The sequence below is a fragment of the Soonwooa sp. genome, from assembly GCF_030151385.1.
Taxonomy (GTDB): Bacteria; Bacteroidota; Bacteroidia; order Flavobacteriales; family Weeksellaceae; genus Soonwooa.
Genome location: NZ_JASLDS010000015.1, coordinates 1 through 21,679 on the forward strand (window position 1 = coordinate 1; position 21,679 = coordinate 21,679).

The 21,679-nt window shown below is 37.2% G+C and carries 17 protein-coding genes and 1 pseudogene; 11 read left to right on the top strand and 7 right to left on the bottom strand.

All coding sequences use genetic code 11. The features are described 5' to 3' along the window. Both Q1V95_RS02005 and Q1V95_RS02010 read left to right on the top strand, forming a co-directional pair. Positions 1-355, top strand: a pseudogene (locus tag Q1V95_RS02005) (50S ribosomal protein L25); the annotation flags it as partial. Positions 356-484: 129 nt separating this feature from the next. Beyond that, complete coding sequence (locus Q1V95_RS02010; protein WP_300669739.1) at positions 485-2,005, top strand: GH3 auxin-responsive promoter family protein; 1,521 nt, start codon at positions 485-487, stop codon at positions 2,003-2,005. On the opposite strand, the gene Q1V95_RS02015 is transcribed toward Q1V95_RS02010, so the two are convergent. Beyond that, a complete protein-coding gene (locus Q1V95_RS02015) occupies positions 2,000-3,241 on the bottom strand; it encodes a DUF445 domain-containing protein (RefSeq protein ID WP_300669741.1) in 1,242 nt (413 codons plus the stop codon). The two genes, Q1V95_RS02010 and Q1V95_RS02015, sit on opposite strands and share 6 nt — an antisense overlap. 226 nt (positions 3,242-3,467) lie before the next feature. Here Q1V95_RS02015 and Q1V95_RS02020 point away from each other — a divergent pair, with 226 nt between their 5' ends. The 9 genes from Q1V95_RS02020 to Q1V95_RS02060 all read left to right on the top strand — a co-directional run bounded on the left by Q1V95_RS02020 (position 3,468) and on the right by Q1V95_RS02060 (position 15,905). Next, positions 3,468-4,688 (top strand): cysteine desulfurase, encoded by a 1,221-nt coding sequence (locus tag Q1V95_RS02020; RefSeq protein WP_300669743.1) that lies wholly within the window; start codon positions 3,468-3,470, stop codon positions 4,686-4,688. A 190-nt stretch (positions 4,689-4,878) separates the two neighbouring features. Next, entirely contained in the window at positions 4,879-7,275 is a 2,397-nt protein-coding gene (gene lon, locus Q1V95_RS02025; RefSeq protein WP_300669745.1) for an endopeptidase La, read from the top strand. Between the two features lie 236 nt (positions 7,276-7,511). Next, positions 7,512-8,120: a class I SAM-dependent methyltransferase gene (locus Q1V95_RS02030; RefSeq protein ID WP_300669747.1), complete on the top strand. Its 609-nt coding sequence runs from the start codon at positions 7,512-7,514 to the stop codon at positions 8,118-8,120. A 13-nt stretch (positions 8,121-8,133) separates the two neighbouring features. Then, the gene (gene htpG / locus Q1V95_RS02035) at positions 8,134-10,014 is read left to right on the top strand and encodes a molecular chaperone HtpG (protein WP_300669749.1); all 1,881 of its coding nucleotides are present in this window, start codon (positions 8,134-8,136) and stop codon (positions 10,012-10,014) included. Positions 10,015-10,344: 330 nt separating this feature from the next. Next, complete coding sequence (locus Q1V95_RS02040; RefSeq protein ID WP_300669751.1) at positions 10,345-11,394, top strand: WG repeat-containing protein; 1,050 nt, start codon at positions 10,345-10,347, stop codon at positions 11,392-11,394. 816 nt (positions 11,395-12,210) lie between these two features. After that, a complete protein-coding gene (locus Q1V95_RS02045) occupies positions 12,211-12,969 on the top strand; it encodes a hypothetical protein (protein WP_300669753.1) in 759 nt (252 codons plus the stop codon). A 4-nt stretch (positions 12,970-12,973) separates the two neighbouring features. After that, positions 12,974-14,365 carry an RtcB family protein gene (locus tag Q1V95_RS02050; RefSeq protein WP_300669755.1) on the top strand — a complete coding sequence of 464 codons (1,392 nt, stop codon included), beginning with the start codon at positions 12,974-12,976 and terminating at the stop codon, positions 14,363-14,365. A 330-nt stretch (positions 14,366-14,695) separates the two neighbouring features. Further along, positions 14,696-15,385: a peptide chain release factor H gene (prfH, locus tag Q1V95_RS02055; protein WP_300669757.1), complete on the top strand. Its 690-nt coding sequence runs from the start codon at positions 14,696-14,698 to the stop codon at positions 15,383-15,385. Continuing rightward, a complete protein-coding gene (locus tag Q1V95_RS02060) occupies positions 15,372-15,905 on the top strand; it encodes a tetratricopeptide repeat protein (protein ID WP_300669759.1) in 534 nt (177 codons plus the stop codon). Before prfH ends, Q1V95_RS02060 begins: the two co-directional genes overlap by 14 nt. A 17-nt stretch (positions 15,906-15,922) precedes the next feature. Here the strand turns inward: Q1V95_RS02060 and Q1V95_RS02065 are convergent, their stop codons facing one another. The 6 genes from Q1V95_RS02065 to rsfS all read right to left on the bottom strand — a co-directional run bounded on the left by Q1V95_RS02065 (position 15,923) and on the right by rsfS (position 21,591). Further along, on the bottom strand, positions 15,923-16,717 hold the full coding sequence (locus Q1V95_RS02065; protein WP_300669761.1) for an alpha/beta fold hydrolase: 795 nt from the start codon (positions 16,715-16,717) through the stop codon (positions 15,923-15,925). 152 nt (positions 16,718-16,869) lie between these two features. Continuing rightward, entirely contained in the window at positions 16,870-17,523 is a 654-nt protein-coding gene (locus Q1V95_RS02070) for a phosphatidylserine decarboxylase family protein (protein ID WP_300669763.1), read from the bottom strand. Positions 17,524-17,550: 27 nt separating this feature from the next. Continuing rightward, positions 17,551-18,429 carry a phosphatidate cytidylyltransferase gene (locus Q1V95_RS02075; RefSeq protein WP_300669765.1) on the bottom strand — a complete coding sequence of 293 codons (879 nt, stop codon included), beginning with the start codon at positions 18,427-18,429 and terminating at the stop codon, positions 17,551-17,553. A 16-nt stretch (positions 18,430-18,445) separates the two neighbouring features. Further along, on the bottom strand, positions 18,446-19,027 hold the full coding sequence (locus Q1V95_RS02080) for an LUD domain-containing protein (RefSeq protein WP_300669767.1): 582 nt from the start codon (positions 19,025-19,027) through the stop codon (positions 18,446-18,448). A 154-nt stretch (positions 19,028-19,181) separates the two neighbouring features. Continuing rightward, on the bottom strand, positions 19,182-21,179 hold the full coding sequence (ftsH, locus tag Q1V95_RS02085) for an ATP-dependent zinc metalloprotease FtsH (RefSeq protein WP_300669769.1): 1,998 nt from the start codon (positions 21,177-21,179) through the stop codon (positions 19,182-19,184). A gap of 34 nt (positions 21,180-21,213) precedes the next feature. Continuing rightward, complete coding sequence (rsfS, locus tag Q1V95_RS02090; RefSeq protein ID WP_300669771.1) at positions 21,214-21,591, bottom strand: ribosome silencing factor; 378 nt, start codon at positions 21,589-21,591, stop codon at positions 21,214-21,216. Between the last annotated feature and the right edge of the window lie 88 nt (positions 21,592-21,679).

Consider the following 21,679-nt stretch of genomic DNA (forward strand, 5'->3'; position numbering starts at 1 on the left):
GGAAGTTCCTGTAAGAATTACAGGTCGTGCAAAAGGTGTTGTTTCTGGTGGTGTGTTAAGACAAACTTACCGTAAGTTGAAAGTTAAAGCTATCCCAGCTAACTTACCTGACGAAGTTGTTGTTGACGTTACACCTCTTAAGATTGGTAACAAACTTTATGTTGGTTCTATCAAGAACGAACAATACACTTTCATGCACCCAGACAACGCAGTTATCGTAGCTGTTAAGATGTCTAGAAATGCAATGAAAGGTGGTGCTGCTGCAATGGATGAAGAAGATGAAGAAGAAGCTGCAGAAGTTAGAGATCAGAATCCTGATGTACCAACAACAGAAGAGAAATCTACTGAAGCTTAATATTCTTATTAAAGAATTTATTCTAAATACAAAACCTGTAGCACTGCTGCAGGTTTTTTTGTTTTAAAATTCCTGTTAAAACTAAATTTCAACTAACAAAATAATGACAAATTTGTTATATTTGTTGATATGGCGACCAAGGCAATGTTTAACACCGTAGTTAACTGGTTTATTCGACAACGAATAGATCAAATCAACAATTTTATAGATCATCCTATAGAAACGCAAAAAGGTGTATTGTTCTCGCAGTTGTTTCACGCCGAAGATACGGTTTACGGAAAAAATCACGGTTTCAAAGACATTGCAAACTACAGAGATTTCCAAAACAATGTGCCAATTGTAACCTACGAAGATTACGAGCCTTACATCGAAAAAGCCCGCCAAGGCATGAAAGATATTATTTGGCCAGGACAAATTAAACATTTTGCAAAATCTTCTGGAACAACGAATGCCAAAAGTAAATTCATTCCTATTTCTGATGAAAGCCTTGAAGACTGTCATTACAAAGCTGGTAAAGATTTAATATCAATCTACGTTAACAACCATCCTGAAAGTGGATTGTTTCAACACAAGAATTTAAGACTTGGTGGAAGCTCAGAAATGTATCAAAACTTCAATACGAAGTTTGGTGATCTTTCAGCAATCCTTATTGAGAATCTTCCTTTCTGGGTAGAAGTCATTAACACGCCAAGTAAAAAAGTGTCATTAATGTCCGAATGGGAAAGCAAGCTAAAAGCCATTGTTGCCGAAGTTGTTAAACAAGATGTTGGCAGCTTGACTGGCGTGCCTAGTTGGATGATGGTACTTTTGCGCAGAGTTCTTCACGACTCCAACCAACAATATATTACGGATCTTTGGCCAAATTTGGAAGTATTTTTCCACGGCGGTATTAGCTTTAAACCTTACCGCGATCAATACAATCAAATTACTGGAAAGCCTATTCGTTACTACGAAATCTATAATGCTTCGGAAGGGTTTTTTGGCATCCAAGATCGATCAAACAGCGACGAAATGTTGCTAATGCTAGATTATGGTATTTTCTACGAATTTATTCCAATGGATACTTTCGGAACAAGTTTACAAAAAGCTATTCCTCTTTCGGAGGTCGAACTTGGGAAAAATTACGCCATGGTGATTACAACCAACGGTGGACTTTGGCGTTACATGATTGGCGACACCGTGAAATTCACTTCATTAAGTCCTTTCAGAATTAAAATCGCAGGCCGAACCAAACATTACATCAATGCTTTTGGTGAAGAGTTAATGATCGACAATGTAGAACACGCCATTGCCAAAGCTTGTCGTGAAACCAACGCCTTTGTATCCGACTTTACTGGCGCTCCCGTTTTTATGACAGATAATGATTCTGGCGCTCACGAATGGATTTTCGAATTCACCTCGCAACCAGAGTCTTTGGATATCTTCATTAATATTTTTGATGAAACTCTAAAAACAGTAAACTCCGACTACGAGGCAAAACGTTACAACAACATCACATTAAAACGTCCTGTTGTCCACATTGCTAAACCGAAACTTTTCTATCAATGGATGGCAAATCGCGGCAAGTTGGGTGGACAAAATAAAGTCCCAAGACTTAGCAACGACCGCGAATATATCGATCCGCTTTTGGTTCTGAATAACGAATTATAAGAATTGCGCTACTGTGTAAATTAGAAGCCCAACCAAACCACCGACAATCGTCCCATTGATACGGATGAATTGCAGGTCTTTTCCAACTTCTAACTCTAATTTTCGGCTAAGTTCTTTTCCCTCCCAGTTTCCAACAGTGTTACTAATAAGATTTCCTGCTTCTTTAGTATTTTTTAAAATGTATTTGTAAGCAGTTAGTCGAATCCAACTATCGATTTTCTTTTGGAGAACTTCATCGTTTTGAAGATTATTCGATAATTCATTTAGATTTTTTTTGATATAAACTTTTAAACTCGAAGATTCATCCATTAATTCTTTTCGCAGAGAATCTTTAATAGACAACCAAATGTCAGAAGCATATTCATTAAGCTTATCACCATTCAGAAATTCATTTTTAATAGAATCAAACTCATTCTCCCATTTCACTTCAGTTTTTAATTCATCTGCAAAAACAAGAAGCTTCGATGTAATTTCCTTACGCAAAGGATGTTGTTTATCAATTTCAATTTCTTCAAAATAATGGCTTAAACCTGAAACTATCTTCTCCGAAATTTTTCGGTCAACAGATTTAGGAACGAAGAAATAGCTTTCTTTTTCAACACGTTCGGTGACCATCTGCTGATGTTGGAGAACATAGGTTTTAATCTGTCCACTAAGACTTGTAATCAAAGCTTCGTGGTCATTCTTTTGAATAAGATATTCCAAACCACTACCAAGAAGTTTATTAACTTTAATAGAAGTCGTCATTTCTTTTACCTTTTTTGAAATAAAACTGACAACCTCTTTATCATCCAACTTTAATAAAATGTCAAGCAAAATATTAGAAGCTTCATTAACAAATAAATCTTGATTTTTCTCTTTACCAATCCATTCTCCCGCAAATCCCGAAACTTTTAATTTAAGAATGTAAGGTCGAATATTTTCTGGCGCTAAAAAATTATCAACAACAAAATTCCCAAGGTTATCCCCGATTTTCGCTTTACTATTTTCTATCAAATTGGTGTGTGGAATTCTGAGTCCCATCGGATGATGAAACAAAGCTGTTACCGCAAACCAATCCGCCAAAGCACCAACCATCGCAGCTTCCGAGAAAGCACGGATGTAACCAACCCAATGTGATGGCGTCGATTTTTGGATTATGGTCATGATGATAAACGTAATTGCCATTAACAAGAAAAGACTTGTCGCCAGCAATTTATAATTTCGGAGCTGTACTTTTTTCTCAGAATCTGTCATAGTTTTAATGCATCAAATAGCTTTCCAAACAAATTTAAGTTTTCTATTTGACTATTTTCAAAAATAAAAAATGGGATTTGTCATTCAGTGAAGCAAAAAATCTTTTTACAATTTTAAAAACACAAAATCCATATTGTCTTTTCCTAAATTAAAAATATGATTTAAAACCAATTTAAACTTCATTAATAATATTTGCCGTAACTTTGAAGCATTCTAAATAAAGAACATGTTAGACATTCAAAATATAAGAAATCAATTCCCAATTTTAGACCAAGAAATCAACGGAAACCCTCTTGTTTACTTGGATAATGGTGCGTCTTCTCAAAAGCCAATTTCGGTTTTACAGACTTGGGAAAAATATTATACGACGATTAACGCCAACGTACATCGTGGCATCCATACCTTGAGCCAACTTGCAACAACAGAAATGGAATTAGCAAGACAAAAGGTTCAGAAGTTCATTAATGCAAAGCATGATTACGAAGTTATCTTTACAAAAGGCACAACGGAAGGCATCAATTTGATTGCTTATGCGATTACGAATTTGATTAAAAAAGATGACGAAATCATTATTTCGTATCTAGAACACCATTCGAATATTGTTCCGTGGCAAATGCTTTGCGAAAGAACTGGCGCAAAACTTCGCGTTATCCCAATGGACGAAAATGGTATTTTGCAAATCGATGTTTTAGATTCTTGGCTAAATGAAAAAACGAAAATCGTTTCTTTAAACCAAGTTTCGAACGCTCTTGGTGTTATCAATCCTATTGAAGAAGTTATTGCAAAAACGCGAAAACTGTCAAACGCTTTTGTATTGATTGACGCAGCGCAATCTTCACCACATTTGCGATTGGACGTTCAGAAGATGGATTGCGACTTCCTTGTTTTTTCTGGACACAAAATGTATGCACCAATGGGAACAGGAATTTTGTACGGAAAAGAAGCTTCACTTAATAAACTTCAACCTTTTCATGGTGGCGGTGAGATGATTGCAACTTGTAGTTTCGAAAAAACAACTTATGCAGATTTACCTTTCCGCTTTGAAGCCGGAACACCCAACGTTGGAGGTAATATTGCACTTGGTGCAGCCATTGACTTTATGGAATCTGTAGGTCTGGAAAACATCCAACAACACGAACATTCTTTGCTAGAATATGCACAAAGACATTTATTAGAAATCGAAGGTCTAAGAATATATGGAGAAAAAGCCAATCGTGCTGGTGCTGTTTCTTTTAACTTAGAAGGTATCGGGATTGCGTCAGATGTTGGGATGATTCTCGACAAACAAGGAATTGCCGTAAGAACTGGGCATCACTGCGCACAACCGATTATGGCATATTTTGATATTGCTGGAACGGTCAGAGCAAGCTTCGCCGTTTATAATACTTTTGAAGAAATCGACCGATTGGTAGAAGGTGTTAAAAAAGCGCAAAGAATGTTGGCTTAACATTCAGAAGATATAAAATAAAAATCCTCCCAAATTGTGGAGGATTTTTGCATTTTATGACAAAAAATGTTGTGGCATAGGAATTGTGAAAATATACCACTCAATATATAATCAACTTATTATCCGCAATTTATAGAAAGACAATAAGTTATCACCTTAAAGAAATGACAATTTGTCATCATCATACATTATGACAGAATTTGAAGATATCAACTTTGACGCTATTTTGGAAGACGGATTCGGATTAGTTGCCGAAGAAATAAATATTTCGGAACCAACTGAAAAAGAATTAGACCAAGAGATGTACGCCATTTTGCCAGTGCGCAATATGGTGATGTTTCCAAAAGTTGTAACACCAATTACCGCAGGACGCGAAAAGTCAAAAAAACTTTTGGAAGATTCTTTGCAATCTAACCAGCTGATTGGGATTTTGACTCAGAAAAATCCTAACGAGGACAATCCTGCAGACAAAGACCTATATACCATTGGTACTTTAGCGAAAGTTGTAAAAATCATAAAACTGCCTGAAGGCAATATCACAGCGATAACACGCGGAATCAAACGTTTCAAAATCAAAAATTTTGAAGGACGCGATCCCTATTTAACTGCGAAATTAACACTTATTAAAGATACCAATTCTCGCAACAAGGAAGAATTCGAAGCTTTGATGGAGAACATCAAAGATTTGGCAATGAAGATTATCGAGCTAGACCCGAATATCCCAAACGCCGCAAATTTCGCTATTAAAAACATTAACGAAACCGAAGATTTACTCAACTTTATCGCGGCTAATGGCAACTTTACATTTGAGAAAAAACAACGACTTTTAGAAGAAAAAGCTTTAGCAAAACGTGCAGAACTTCTTTACGAAATGATGCATGAAGACTTCCGTCTTTTAGAATTAAAAAATCTAATTCATCAAAAGACAAGCAAAGATCTTGATAAGCAACAACGCGAATATTTCCTTAATCAACAGATAAGAACCATCCAAGAAGAATTGGGTGGTGGACCAGATTCTGATGTTGACGAGTTCAAAAACAAAGCGGCTAAAATAAAGTGGCCAGCAGAAGTTGAAACGCATTTCCAAAAAGAATTGCAACGTTTGCAACGCCAACACCCGAATTCTCCAGATTACAATGTACAACGTAATTATTTGGATTTCTTCACGGACTTACCTTGGGAAAAATATTCTAAAGACGTTTTCGATTTAAAGAAAGCCGAAAAGATTTTGGACAAGGAGCATTTCGGTTTAGAAGATATCAAGAAAAGAATTTTGGAGCATATCGCGGTTTTAAAACTAAAAAGTGACATGAAGTCGCCAATCCTTTGTCTTTCTGGCCCTCCCGGCGTTGGTAAAACCTCACTAGGAAAGTCGATTGCCGATGCTTTGGGAAGAAAATATGTTCGTGTTTCTTTAGGTGGTCTTCACGATGAATCCGAAATTCGTGGCCACAGAAAAACCTACATTGGTGCAATGGCAGGTCGAATTCTTCAATCTATTAAAAAATCAGGAACTTCCAATCCTGTAATTATTTTGGACGAAATCGACAAACTAGGAAAAGGCATGCACGGTGATCCAAGTTCTGCGATGTTAGAGGTTTTGGATCCAGAACAAAACAACAGTTTCTACGACAACTTCTTAGAAATGGGTTACGATTTGTCGAAAGTGATGTTTATTGCGACGGCCAACAACCTTAGCGAAATCCAACGTCCTCTTTTGGATCGTATGGAATTGATCAGCATTGCAGGTTATACGTTGGAAGAAAAAATCGAAATCGCAAAACGTCACCTTATCAAAAAACAACTTTCAGAAACTGGTTTGGACTCAAAAGCTTTCAAACTAGGAAATCCTGAAATCAAACATATCATCGATGCGCACACTTCAGAAAGTGGCGTCCGTACTTTGGAAAAGCGTATTGCCTCTATCGCACGTTGGGTAGCTCTGCAAATCGCGATGGAAAATGACTACGATCCAAAAATTTCAGTTGAGAAAATCGACGAAATATTGGGCGTTCCACGCCCTAGCACACTTTCAGAAGTCAGCAATGTTCCCGGCGTCGTGACAGGTTTGGCGTGGACCAGCGTTGGTGGCGACATTTTGTTTATCGAGAGCATTTTGTCCAAAGGCAAAGGCACTTTGACGATGACAGGTAACCTCGGCAACGTGATGAAAGAATCTGCGACGATTGCGCTAGAGTACATCAAGGCACATTACGAAGAATTGGGAATTAGTGCCGAAGATTTAGAAAGCAAAAACATCCACGTCCACGTTCCAGAAGGCGCTACGCCAAAAGATGGACCGTCGGCAGGTATCGCTATGTTGACATCGATGGTGTCGAGTTACAAAAACAAAGCAGTGAAACCACATTTGGCGATGACTGGCGAGATTACACTTCGCGGAAAAGTCCTGCCAGTGGGCGGTATCAAAGAAAAACTTTTGGCGGCAACGCGCGCTGGCATCAAGGAAGTTATCCTTTGCGAAGCCAACCGAAAAGACGTCGAAGAAATCAATAAAGACTATCTAAAACACCTGAAAGTCAACTACGTAAGCAAAATGAGCGAAGTCGTAGATTTAGCAATTGTTTAAATTTTTCATATCTATATCAAAAAAGGATTCTACGCAGTTAGAGTCCTTTTTTATTTCTTTTATTTGGGCGCCTTTTCCGCCTCCGCCTCCCACTCTTTTGCTCGGCATAGCCTCTCGCAAAAGGAGTTCCGGCTCCGTCGGGGCGCACATTCTTAGCAATATTTTCCACCAAAAAGACAAATTGTCACTTTGTTGGGACTGGTATTTTTTTTGAGTTTTAAAAACAAACAAAAAGTATGAGTCAGCAACATTGGGAAAACGTCTACGAAAACAAAACACCAGAGCAAATGAGCTGGACGCAAGATGAATACGCAACTTCGCTTAAGCTTATTCAATCACTTAATGCCGATAAAAATTCAAAAATTATTGATGTTGGCGGTGGCGATGGTAGCTTTGTACAATCGCTTTTGGATTTAGGATTTCAAGACATTACGGTGCTTAACATTTCAGAAGCGGCAATCGAAAACGCCAAAACAAGATTAGGCGACAACGCTTCAAAAATCAAATGGATTGTTTCGGACATTACAAAATTCCAACCTGTTGAGACTTACGACATTTGGCATGACCGTGCAACTTTTCATTTTTTAACAGAGAAAAAAGACATCCAAACTTATGTTGATTTACTGGGAAGTAATCTCAATGGAAATTTGATTATTGGCACGTTCTCAACCGATGGACCTCTTAAGTGTAGCGGTCTCGACATCACACAATACAGCGAAAGCAGCATGGAAAATCTTTTGAAAAACAATTTCGAAAAAATCGAATGTTTTACCCAAGACCACACAACGCCGTTTGACACAACTCAGAATTTTTTGTTTTGTAACTTCAAGAAAATTAACTCATAAAATAAACACAATTATGTCTACAGGAAAGATTAATGTATCAGTGGAAAACATCTTCCCACTTATTAAAAAATTTCTTTACAGCGACCACGAAATATTCCTTAGAGAATTAATCTCTAACGCGACGGATGCAACAACCAAACTAAAACACCTTATCAACATCGGCGAAGCCAAAGTAGAATATGGTAGCCCAATGATTGAGGTCAAAATCGACAAAGAAGCAAAAACCATCAGCATCAAAGACCAAGGTCTTGGGATGACAGCCGAAGAAGTTGAAAAATACATCAACCAAGTGGCATTTTCGGGTGCTGAAGAGTTTTTAGAAAAATATAAAGATTCAGCAAAAGATGCTGGCATTATCGGACATTTCGGTCTTGGCTTCTACTCTGCTTTTATGGTAGCCGACAAAGTAGAAATCTTCACAAAGTCTTATAAAGACGAACCTGCGGTACATTGGATTTGCGACGGAAGTCCAGAATTCACTTTGGAAGAAACGGACAAATCGGATCGCGGAACCGAAATCCTACTTCACATTGCAGAAGATTCTACCGAATTTTTGGACGATTTCAAAATCCGAGAATTACTTCTTAAGTATAACCGCTTCAACCAAATTCCAATTAAATTTGGAACAAAAACAGAAACACTTCCTTTGCCAGAAGGTGCTGCCGAAGATGCAAAACCCGAAACAATCGAAGTGGATGACATCATCAACAATCCAAATCCAGCGTGGACAAAAAATCCATCTGAATTAACTGATGAAGATTACAAAAAATTCTACAGCGAGTTGTATCCAATGCAATTTGAGGATCCTTTGTTCCACATTCATCTTAATGTTGATTATCCATTTAATTTGACTGGGATTTTATTTTTCCCAAAACTCTCAAACAGCTTAAACATTGAAAAAGATAAAATCCAACTTTATCAAAATCAAGTTTTTGTAACCGACGAAGTTAAAGGCATTGTTCCTGACTTTTTGATGTTGCTGCGTGGTGTTATTGATTCACCAGATATTCCGCTAAATGTTTCTAGATCGTACTTACAGGCAGATGGCGCGGTTAAGAAAATTTCGTCTTACATCACGAAAAAAGTGGCGGACAAAATGGTAGAACTTATCCGTAACAACCGCGAAGACTACGAACAAAAATGGAATGACATCAAAGTGGTTATCGAGTACGGAATGGTGACGGAGGACAAGTTCTATGAGAAGTCAGACAAATTCATGCTTTATCCGACAACCGACGGCAAATATCTTCTTTGGGACGAATTAATCGAAAATATTAAAGACAAACAAACCGACAAAAACGGAAAAACGGTTATTCTTTATGCTTCCAACACAGACTTGCAAGACAGCTACATCCAAACGACGAAGGCTAAAGGCTACGAAGTTCTGTTAATGGATTCGCCTTTGGTGCCGCATTTAATTCAGAAATTGGAAAGCACAAAAGACAAAGTAACTTTTGCAAGAGTTGACGCCGATAACATCAACAAACTTATTGAAAAAGATGAGCCAGTTATCGCCAAACTTAACGATGGCGAAAAAGAAAACCTTAAAAAATCTATTGAAGAAGCGATTAACTCGCAGACTTACACCGTTCAGTTAGAAGATTTGGATAGTGACGATGCGCCATTTAGCATTACACAACCAGAATTTATGCGTCGTATGAAGGACATGCAGCAGATGGGCGCGCCATCCATGTTTGGCAACTTCCCAGAAATGTACAATTTGGTGGTAAATGCAAACAGCGACTTGGCTTCTGACATTCTTAAAACGGACAATTCAGAGTCTAAAAATGCAAAAATTCAACAAGCCTTGGATCTTGCAAAACTATCTCAAAACCTATTGAAAGGAAAGGATTTAACAGATTTCATCAAACGTAGTTTTGAGCAATTAAAATAATTTTTCAAATCGAATATCAACAAAAGTGCAGCAAATCTTTGTTGCACTTTTTTATTTCTCAAAAAACAAACTCAAAAATTCTTATTTTTAAACAACGACTTATCACAAGGCTTATGAATTTTAAAAAGTCACTTTTCATTCTCGTAATCTGCATTTTAGTATTTTCCCTTGGCGAATACTTCACAAAGCTTTATGGTCTAGATCCACCTTACGCTTACCTTTATATTGGTATAGTGTTAAAACTTTTAGCTCTCATTTCCGTTGTAATATTTTGCATTATCATGATTGCAAAAAAAATACGGAACCCGAAAAAATAAAATCAAAACACAAATGATTAGCAATCGACATATTTTCAAACTCTTAAGCTTTGTTTTTATACTGCTTCAATGTAGCTTTTTGCTGGCGCAAAACAAGGAAAAACTTTATTACTTTTCGACTGCGGACAGCACCAAAGTAGGTGTTAAAACAGAATCAGGAAAAATCATTGTACCCGCAAAATTTCCCAACTATGGAAATTATGATTTCAAAGAACCTATCCAAGAAGCCATAGTAGAATTCATCGGAACCGAAAAAGCAAAGGACTATTCATCAAAAAGTCATCTTATGCCCGCTGGCGAAGTCTACGATCGACACGGAAAATTTCTTTATTATCCTCAATGGTTTGACAACGGAATCGACTATTTCGAAGAAGGTCTTCGTCGTTATGTCGATGGCAACAAAGTTGGTTTTGCTGACAAAGACGGAAACCTAACAATTCCCGCGCAATGGGACTTTGCAGGAACTTTTCAATATGGTTATGCTAAAGTATATGTTGGTGGTTGGAAGAAAAAATATGAAGACGGCGGCGAACATTGGTATATTGTGCCATCTTCCAAAAAATCACAAAGTTATCTTATCAACAAAAAAGGTGAAAAAGTAGAGCCTTACAAAACAAAAAAGAAGCCTAAAGACTACGAAAGCGGTGGCGAATATTATCCTTATCCATTCTCGTACACGGACTTCGAGCAAAAAGTTTTGGATAACCTAACCAAGCTTGATATCCTCAACGATATGCATTTAGCAAGTTGCGATAATTGCGTCAAAAAAGACCATCTCCTCGATTTTGAAATCACCGAAAAACCACGAGAATATTTTCCGTATTACGTAATTCAAGGCTATGTTAATCAAAGCAAAGAAGATACTTCTGTATTTGCTGTTTCTGCGGATATGTCGAAAATCTATCATTACAGTTGGGACGGAGAAATGCAGCCTTTGCAAGATTGGATAATCGCAGAATTGGAGAGCTTACAAGAGTATTTTAAAAGACTTCCCAATAAGCCCAATTACTTCGACGTGCAAAAAAGTCTTCAATATTGGAAGAATCTTCCTAAGGAAAAATAATTTCAATAAAATTTGCATTTTAAAAAATTATTCTATATTTGCATCACAAAATAAAGTTTAACCAACAAAAAAACGAAGCAAAAATGTTCAGATTCAATCAACATTCAACAGTAGGATTGCCTTTTGCAAAGGCGAGGCTTCGTGGTTTGGTACATTCTTAGAAGAACAGTACAATGAAATATCAAAACCCGAAGTCGCAAGATTTCGGGTTTTTCTTTGCGCAAAATCCAAACTTAAGTTTTTCCCGAAATTATTTTTATTAGGAGCTTATTGACTACGTTGAATAGCAGATAATATTTTTTATTTTAAGCTATTTGACTCCGTCGAACAGCAGTTCAGCTATTTTTTGAAGCTGTTTCCCGCTTTCCGCTGTATCTTTTTTTGCCAACGCTTTTTTCAAGCCCACGCAAAAAAAAGGATGCCGCTGCAAAACGAGGAACGAGTTTCGATGATTCAACTATAAAAATATATAAGTCAGAATCAATCGGGGCTATGATAAATATTCCGCAAAACCTTGTCAAGGTTGGAGGGAACCCTAAACCTGTTAGGTTTCGAAAACCTAACAGGTTTCAGAAAAGTCAACCACTGTCAGTTCGAGTAGCGAAGCGTATCGAGAACTTTCTCAACACACTTTGCAAACTTACTCGAGTAACGACGTAGATGCAAGCTCCAAACCTGTTGGGTTTCAAAAAACCTAACAGGATTTAATAACGACTAACTAAAATTTTAGTTGAGCAGATAATTCCTGATGCAAAACCGGTTTCAAGACAAGAATCTTGGCTCTCGGTGTCGCATCTCGAATCTAAAGTCTAACCAATGGGAAAAGATGAATTGCTACACTTTCGTTTGCGAAGCGAAAGAAGTAGAGAAAGAATAAGAAGAGAAGATTTAGAAAAGCAAGTAAGACAAAAAGTAAAACAACAAAGAGAACTTTGGAAACAAAGGCGAGATATGCCTTTCGTTCCCTTAGAAAAACCGTATCAAAAAGGATTTGTAAGATTCTTTGTCGTTCGAGAAGATATTTTGAGATCCAAAGATGCTGTATTTTTTCAAGAATTGTTACTGAAAATCAACACGTTTTTTTATTCCGAAAACAAGAAGTTTCAAAAGAGAAAAAGAAAATATGAACGAAAAATTTACGTCGATAGAATTCAGAATCTCAAAAAACTAAGTGTTCGAGAATGGAAAGACCCAAAATTAGAACTTACCGAAAAGGAAAGAAGCTATTTTGTAAGAGTTGAAGAATACAGCCATCGCAGGAAATGCGTCGACATCTATTACGAGTTCACGGAAGCTTGGCGTTATGTTTTGAGGATAAAACCCAATATAATAACACATTACAAACCTTTAGATATCGAGCTGGAGCGAGAATTGTCTTTGCTGGATTCTTTTTTGGAAAGAAACAAAAACAAAGCAATTTACTACAAAAAAATTCTGGGTAAGTCTTACAAATGGCACAGAAAGCCAGAGGACAAAAATCCTTTGAAGTACTCTAACTTCTCTTCGCAAAAAGCGTCTGCAACAGAGATTGCAGAACAATTTATGGACTTGGAAGTCCACGATTTTAAAATTTAAAACAATGGGAAATTTAAAACTAAAAGGAAAAGATATATTAAAACTTGGCTATCCTAACAACCAAAGTGTCAACATCGCTCTGGAAGTCATGAAAAGGAATTTTGCCACCAAAAATATACATCACGTAAAATCCATCTTGAAAGATATTTTACAAAACCCGCAAAACTTCGAGAAAGATTTGCAGTTCGGGCAAATTGCGGAAGCTTTATTGCTTTCCACAAAAACCGAAAAACGAATGCTCAACGCACAAAGAGCCGACTTTCAAATCTTTGGAAACAACATTTCCGAGGAAGCGAAAAGCCAATTGTACATGGCATTAAAACTTCCAATTTCGGTTGGTGGCGCTTTAATGCCCGATGCACATAGCGGTTACGGTTTGCCAATCGGCGGCGTTTTGGCGGTAGAAAATGCGGTAATTCCGTACGGCGTGGGGATGGATATTGGTTGCAGAATGAGTTTAAGCATTTTGGACATGCCGATTTCATATCTCGACGGTGCCAAAGACAAATTTGAAAAAGCTTTGGCAGAACATACGAAATTCGGAATGTATGAAACGCACAAATCACATGTCGATCACGAGATTTTCGAGCGCGATACGTTTGATTTGATACCGATTTTGAAAAGATTAAAAGGCAAAGCCATCAAACAAATGGGAAGTTCGGGCGGTGGAAATCACTTTGTAGAGTTTGGCGAAGTGGAAATTGTGGAAGGAGATGCACAAATTGGACTTCCGAAAGGTAAGTATTTGGGAATTCTTTCGCATAGCGGTTCTCGAGGTTTGGGCGCTGAGATTGCGCAATATTATTCGAGAGTCGCGACTGAACAATGTCCGTTGCCAAAGGAAGCTCAGAATTTTGCTTGGCTGGATTTGAGTACGCATATGGGATTGGAATATTGGACAGCTATGAATCTCGCAGGAGATTATGCTTCGGCTTGTCATGATGATATTCACCGTCGATTGGTGAAAGCTGTTGGCGGTCGTGTAAAAGCGAAAATAGAAAACCATCACAATTTCGCTTGGAAAGAAATCCACAACGGAAAAGAGGTAATCGTCCACCGAAAAGGCGCTACACCAGCGAGCGAAAATGAGTTGGGAATGATTCCAGGTTCGATGACGGCGAAAGGTTTTATCGTTCGAGGAAAAGGAAATCCCGAATCGCTAAGTTCGGCGTCACATGGTGCAGGAAGAGCTTTTTCGAGAGGTGAATGTCGACAACTTTTCACGCAAAGTGATATTAAAAAAGAGTTGAAACTGAAAAACGTGACTTTGATGGGCGGAAATGCCGAAGAAGCACCAATGGCGTACAAAGACATCAATGAAGTGATGAACGCGCAAAGTGATTTGGTGGATATCTTGGGAACTTTTCAACCGAGAATTGTGAGAATGGATAAATAGGCTTGTAGCTTTTAGCTGATGGCTTTTAGCTGTTGACGTCAGTTCGAGTAGCGTTTTTAAGTAAACCTGTTAGGTTTTCGAAACCTAACAGGTTTTGGGAAACTACCAAACTTAGTTGTTTGGGAAAATTCAACCTTGTCAAGGTTCAGAACCTTGACAAGGTTTTTACGGAGGACTTTTTAGCCCCGATTGAAGCGGCATCCTTTTTTTGCGAGGGCTTGAAAAAAGCGTAGGCAAAAAAGATACAGCGGAAAGCGGGAAATAGCTCCTAAAAAATAACTGAACTACTGTTCGACGGAGTCAAAAAGCTCCTAAAAAAGAAAAAATTAAATGGAAAAAATAATACAAATCACCTCGGGAAGGGGACCCTTGGAATGCCAGTTTGTGGTGGCAAAAGTCCTGAAAATCTTCTTGGAAGAGGTGAAAGAACAAAAATTGGAATACGAAATTTTGCATCGCGAAGAGGGCGACGAAAACTTGACTTTGAAGTCGGTGACGTTGCTTTTGAAAGGTGAAAAGGTGAAGGGTTTTGCAGATTCTTGGCTCGGAAGCGTGCTGTGGAAGGAGAAAAGTACTTTCCGAAAGTTGCATAAACGCAGCAATTGGTTTGTGGGCATTTTTGAAGTGGAGCATGTGAAGAAAATGGATTTTCGGGAGAGTGAAATTCAGTTTCAGGCAACGAGAAGTCAGGGAAGTGGCGGTCAAAATGTGAATAAAGTAAGCACGGCGGTGCGCGCAACTTACTTGCTAACGGGCGATAGCGTTTTTGTACAGGATTCGAGGTCGCAGTTTCAGAACAAAAAAATTGCGATGGAAAGACTTCGCGAAAAAGTGTTGGCAACGGAACTGGAAAAGGTGATTTCGCAAGTGCAAGAAACGTGGAATAACACGCTACAAGTGCAACGTGGAAACCCGATTAAGGTGTTTGAAGGCTCGGATTTTAAGTCGAGCAAGAAGGATAAATCCTTTAAAAAAGAGAGAAGTAAACTCAAAAATGATTTGAAAAATGAACTTAACTAAAAACAAATATTATTTTGAAGCTTTGGATTGCTATCCGTACAATTTGGCGGATTGTTTGGAAGCCTTGAACTACGCGTTGTCCTACGATTCGGAAGATTCGGACGCGCTTTGCTTGATGGGACGAATTTATAGCGAGCAGTTGCACGATTACGAAAAGGCGAAAGCTTACTTTCAGGAAGCGCTTGCGTGTGATGTCGGGAATGTCACGATTCCCAAGCATTATGCATCTTGTCTTTTGAACAATGAAGATTTTGACGAAGCTTTGAAATTGTTGGATTTCAGTTTTAAAACAAAAGGTATCGACAGGTCGAATATTTTGTATTGGAAATCCGTCTACTTTGAAAAGTTAGAACGTTATGACGATGCTCTGAAAAACCTTAAGAAAGCTAAAAAGTTTTCGTACAACAGGGATATGATTGACTTTTTGGAAAATCGTGAAAAATTCGTAAAATCAAAATTATCTAAAAAGAAAGATTCAAAAAAGAAAACGTCAAAAAAGAAAAAAAAGAGAACCAATTAATTGGTTCTCTTTTGGTTTTATAGGTTAGAAATCGCTTTGACAATCTCGTCTTTAATAATTGTGATCCCAAGAAGATGATCACCTTTGTATTCTAAAAATTGCTTTGGTTCGGCGGCATTTGAGAAGTTAAGTTTCCCTTGTTCGAATGGCACGATCTTGTCATCGGAACTGTAAATAAAAAGCTTTGGAAGACCTTTTAGCGCCTTTACATCTTCTTTTGCAGAATAGGGTGAAACAATCATTGCTTCAATCATTTCTTTGTATTCTGGCTTAAAATAAATCGCAATATCTGTGAAAGATGACATGCCGCCATCGATGATCAAACCAGAGATTTTACTTTGATTATCTTTTGCAATTTTAGTGGCAACTTGCGATCCCAAAGATGCTCCGTAAATATAGACTTTAGTGTTTTTGATATCTGGACGAGCTAGCATCGCATCAAAGAATTTTTGTCCATCCTCTGCAACATTAAGATGAGTAGGCGATCCTGTCGATTTTCCATAACCGCGGAAATCTACCATCACAACTTGAAAACCAACTTCTACTAAAGGTTTTACCATCAATTGATAAGTTGACACATTCCCTCCTGCGCCATGAAAAAATAGAATCGTCTTTTTAATATTTTTGATCTCAGGTTTTATAACAATCGCGGTGATTGTATCTTTCTCAACTGGCAGAGAAATATTTTCAACATTTTTGAACTCGATTGGTTTTAGAACTTTGCTTGGTTGATAGAACTTGTCGTCCATTTGTGCTTTAGAAAATTGGGAAAACAAGACCAGAACAAATGTAAATAATACTAGGTTTTTCATAACAGTTTTTAATTTATGATTCAAAAGTAAAACGCATCGGCTTCTATTGAAAATAAAAAGTGTCGAATGGTCGATTTCGAGAACTGAACTGTAAAAAACAAAAAAAAGAGACTGCTTTCGAGTCTCTTTTAAAAAATATATGTTGATAAATTTTATCCTTTTAATTTCGCGATAACATCTAGACCGCCTTGGGTTTTGTCACCAATTTTACAAATAATTTCGGTGTTAAGTGGTAAGAACACATCCATTCTCGAACCGAACTTAATAAAGCCAAACTCGTGTCCCGCTTTTGCTTTGTCCTGAATATTACAATAGAAAACGATACGTCTCGCTACATAACCTGCAATCTGGCGGAAAACAACTTGGTGATCAAAAGCACTTTTTACAGCAACCGTCGTTCTTTCGTTTTCAGTAGAAGACTTTTCGTGCCAAGCAACAAGGTACTTTCCCTCGTGGTATTTCTTGTATGTAACATCTCCCGAAACTGGATAACGGCAAATATGAACATTAAGCGGCGACATAAAAATAGAAATCTGAATGCAGTTTTGTTTTAAAACTTCATCTTCGAAAACCTCTTTAATCATTACAACTTTACCATCAACAGGCGCAATAACGTCTTCGATATGATCCAAGATATTGCGATCTGGCACTCTGAAAAACCAAAATACCAAGCCCAATATTACAAGCAACGGAATAATAACAATTAAAGACCAAATCTTTAAAAAATACATTGAAAGACCACCTATAACTAGGACTGCAATTAACGCAACGGCAATCGTGCCTTTTGATTCTTTATGAAGCTTCATAGTTTATGATTTCGAATCTTTTGGATTCTATAAAAATTTTTCTAAAATAAAATACAAATATACAACAGGCGCACAAATTATGAAACTGTCTAATCTATCCAACACGCCACCATGTCCTGGAATAATGTTTCCACTGTCTTTAACTCCAAAAGATCGCTTTAACTGGCTTTCTACCAAATCGCCCAAAGGTGCAAAAACCGACACTAAAAGTCCAACAACAATCCAATTACCACGAAGTTCTGGGAAATACTTTTCAACAAAGAAACCTAAAATCAAAGTGAAAAATACACCACCAGCAAAACCCTCCCAAGTTTTTTTTGGGCTTATGGTTGGCGCCATCTTGTGTTTACCAAAGAATTTTCCAGTAAAATAAGCGAAACTGTCGCTGCTCCAAATAAGGATAAACAACATCATCACCTCCAAACTAAAAGGTTTGCTAACTGGATCTAATGTGCTAAAACTTGGTAAGCCTAATGCAAAACCAAATGGTAAAACTGTATATATAACTGTAAAAATTAATTTACCGTTTTCGAAGTAAAGCTCTTTTGGATATTTGAAAAGTGTAATACAAGCAATTAAAATTAAACCCAAAGCAAGTATTTCCGATAAACTGAAATTGAAGAAAAATCCGTGATAGAAAAAACGTTTAGAAAATTGATAATAAATAAAAGCAACCAATGGCAAAACCAACCATTTGTAAATGCCATTATCAAATTTCATAATTCGGACACACTCCCAAGCACCAACGACCATAAAGAAAGTCATTAATCCATAAAAAAGATAGTGTTGTTTGACAGCAGGAAAAATGGGACTAAGCCACGATTCGCCCAAAGGCGTACAGCAAAGTACGATTACCAAACCATAAATTGCTCCTGAAATAAGTCGCTGAATGAGATTTTTATCCAAAACTTGAATTTAAAAGTTAATCTTCCAGCAAAAGTAAGAAAAGTTTGGTATTGTCTTTATTAGGCGTGTCCAATTTGGAGCTACTTCCGCTAATTGAAGTCAAATTTTTAAGATTACCAGCGCGTTTCACTTTCATCATAGCTTCACCAAGGTTGGTTACAATTTGTGATACATTAGCAATGATAATAATTTTTTCTGGCAAACGCGAAGAATGATAATGCATAATATTGTTATGCGACAACATTATTCTACCATCGAATGCAATAAGATATTCCGCAGTAATAAAGGCTGCATCATTTTCTTCTTCTAATTGCGACGTGTATTTGGTTTTAGTAACATTAAGAAAGTCCTGCAATTGCTTGTCCCAACAAAAAACAGAATTAATGTTTTCTATTTTTAAAATTTGATTAAGCGTTTGCAAAGCTTCCGCGTCATCTCCACAATAGTTGAAATAACCACCTGAGTGCGTAAACAATTGGGCAAATTTGTAGTCCAAATCTGCGTCACGCAATTCGTCGCCCAACCTCGTTACATTAGGATTTTCTTCCTCCTCTTGTTGGTTAAGTATCTTATTTACAATTTTCTTGAATAGACTCAATTTCGGTGAGAGATTATGATACAATTACAAAAGTAAAAAATATCTGTAATATTAAAAATTTTAATGCTAGAAATATAGCAAAAATCCTGATTACAGCTCAATAAATGATCGCGAATCAGGATTTTTATATCAAATTTTAGAAAAACGACACAATTTAGTGTTGAACTTCTGGTGTTTCGTTTTGATTTTCGAGCTCAACACCTGTTGATGTTGTAGGAAGAACTTCTGCATTAGAAACAGGCTTCTCTGTTAATTCTGGATCCCAAGCTCTTTTTCCAAAAATCTCTTCAAGATCTTCACGGAAGATAACTTCTTTTTCTAATAATTTATTAGCCAAAGCCGTTAATTTATCTTGGTTTTCAGTAAGAATCTGGATTGCTCTTTCGTATTGACTTTGTACAAATCTTTGGATTTCGTCATCAATAATTTCAGCAGTTTTCTCAGAATATGGTTTAGAGAATGCATAATCATTTTGACCAGAACTGTCATAATAAGAAACGTGACCTACTTTTTCGCTCAAACCGTAGATGGTAACCATCGCATTGGCTTGTTTGTAAGCTCTTTCTAAGTCATTTTGAGCACCAGTAGAATAATCACCAAGCGCAACTTGCTCTGCGGCACGACCACCTAATAAAGAACACATTTCGTCTAACATTTGTTCAGTCGTCGTAATCTGTCTTTCTTCTGGAAGATACCAAGCAGCTCCTAAAGAACGTCCTCTTGGTACAATCGTAACTTTTAATAAAGGTGCAGCATGTTCTGTCAACCAAGATACTGTCGCGTGACCAGCTTCGTGGAAAGCAATTCTTTTCTTCTCAGATGGTTTGATTGCTTTATTTTTCTTTTCAAGACCGCCGATAATTCTATCAACAGCATCCAAGAAATCTTGTTTTGTAACAGACTCGTGGCTATTTCTAGCAGCAATTAAAGCGGCTTCATTACAAAGGTTTGCAATATCAGCACCACTAAATCCAGGTGTTTGTTTCGCTAAAAAGTCTCTATCAACTTCTGGATCTAATTTAATTTTTTGCAAGTGAACATCAAAGATCTGTCTTCTCTCATGTAATTCTGGAAGATCAACATAAATCGATCTATCAAAACGTCCAGCTCTTAACAATGCTTTATCTAAAATATCTGCACGGTTGGTTGCTGCCATAATAATGACATTGGTATCTGTACCAAAACCGTCCATTTCGGTCAACAACTGGTTAAGTGTATTTTCGCGCTCGTCGTTACCACCACTAAAGTTTTTACCTCCTCTCGCTCTACCAATCGCATCAATCTCATCAATAAAAATAATCGCTGGCGATTTTGCTTTAGCTTGAGCAAAAAGATCTCTTACTCTAGACGCACCTACACCGACAAACATCTCCACAAAGTCTGAACCAGACAGCGAGAAGAATGGCACTTGCGCTTCACCAGCAACAGCTTTTGCTAACAAAGTTTTACCTGTTCCTGGAGGCCCAACCAAAAGAACACCTTTTGGAATCTTACCACCTAATTTTGTGTATTTTTCAGAGTTTTTAAGGAAATCTACAACTTCTTGTACTTCCTCTTTAGCACCTTCTAGTCCTGCAACATCTTTAAAGGTTACATTAATTTTTTCTTTATCATCAAAAAGTTTAGCTCTTGACTTCCCGATAGAGAATATCTGTCCACCAGGACCGCCGCCACCACCCATTTTTCTGAATAAGAAAAAATAAAACAATGCCATAATTGCAATCCAGAACAAAGCTGTAAACAACAATTCTGAGAACGGACTTTTACTAGTTCCGAATTCCATTGTTGCCTTTTTGTCAGCAGGAGCTTCGGAATTGATTTGGTTAAATCTTTCTTGGAAATAACGAAGATCACCATAGGTCAAAGTATAATCTGGACCTGGCTTCATTGCCAACATCGACAATGGATTATCATCTTTCTTCGCAGCATTTTTCATTTCTGCTTTCGCCGCTTTGTTAAGGAAAATTTCTGCTTTAGGTGTATCTCTGTACACCATAACTTCTCCAACTTTACCAGACTGGACAAGCTTATAGAAGTCATTCTCACCGATACTTTTGGCATTAGAATCTCCTAGAAATCCTGGCACTAAAAACAGCACCATAACCAAAATAATAATGGGAATAAACCAATTAAAACCTTTATTATTATTCATTATTTTTTACTTTGAAATATTTGGAAATAATATCTTAGAAGTTGGGTTGTACATCTTCGATGCGTGTAACTTTTGCATCTCCCCAAAGTGTTTCGATATCATAGTATTCTCTAACTTGTTTTTGGAAAACATGGACAACAACCGATACATAATCCAATAGCACCCACATCGCATTTTCGTTTCCTTCGACATGCCAAGGACGATCTTTAAGCTCGTTTCTTACTTTTTTCTCGATGTTGCCAGAGATTGCTGAAACCTGAGTGTTAGAATTACCACTACAAATGATGAAAGTTTCTGCCACTGCATTTTCGATATTGGTTAGGTCAAACACCAAAACGTCTTCCCCTTTTGTATCTTGAATTGCTTCTATTATTTTCTCTACTAATAGTTGTTTTTCTGTATTTTTACTCATTCAAAAATTATATATCTGCAAATTTATTGATTTTAATCTATTTAAGCTTTGTCTTCTTAGCTTTGGATGTCTTAAAGTTTTCTTAAAT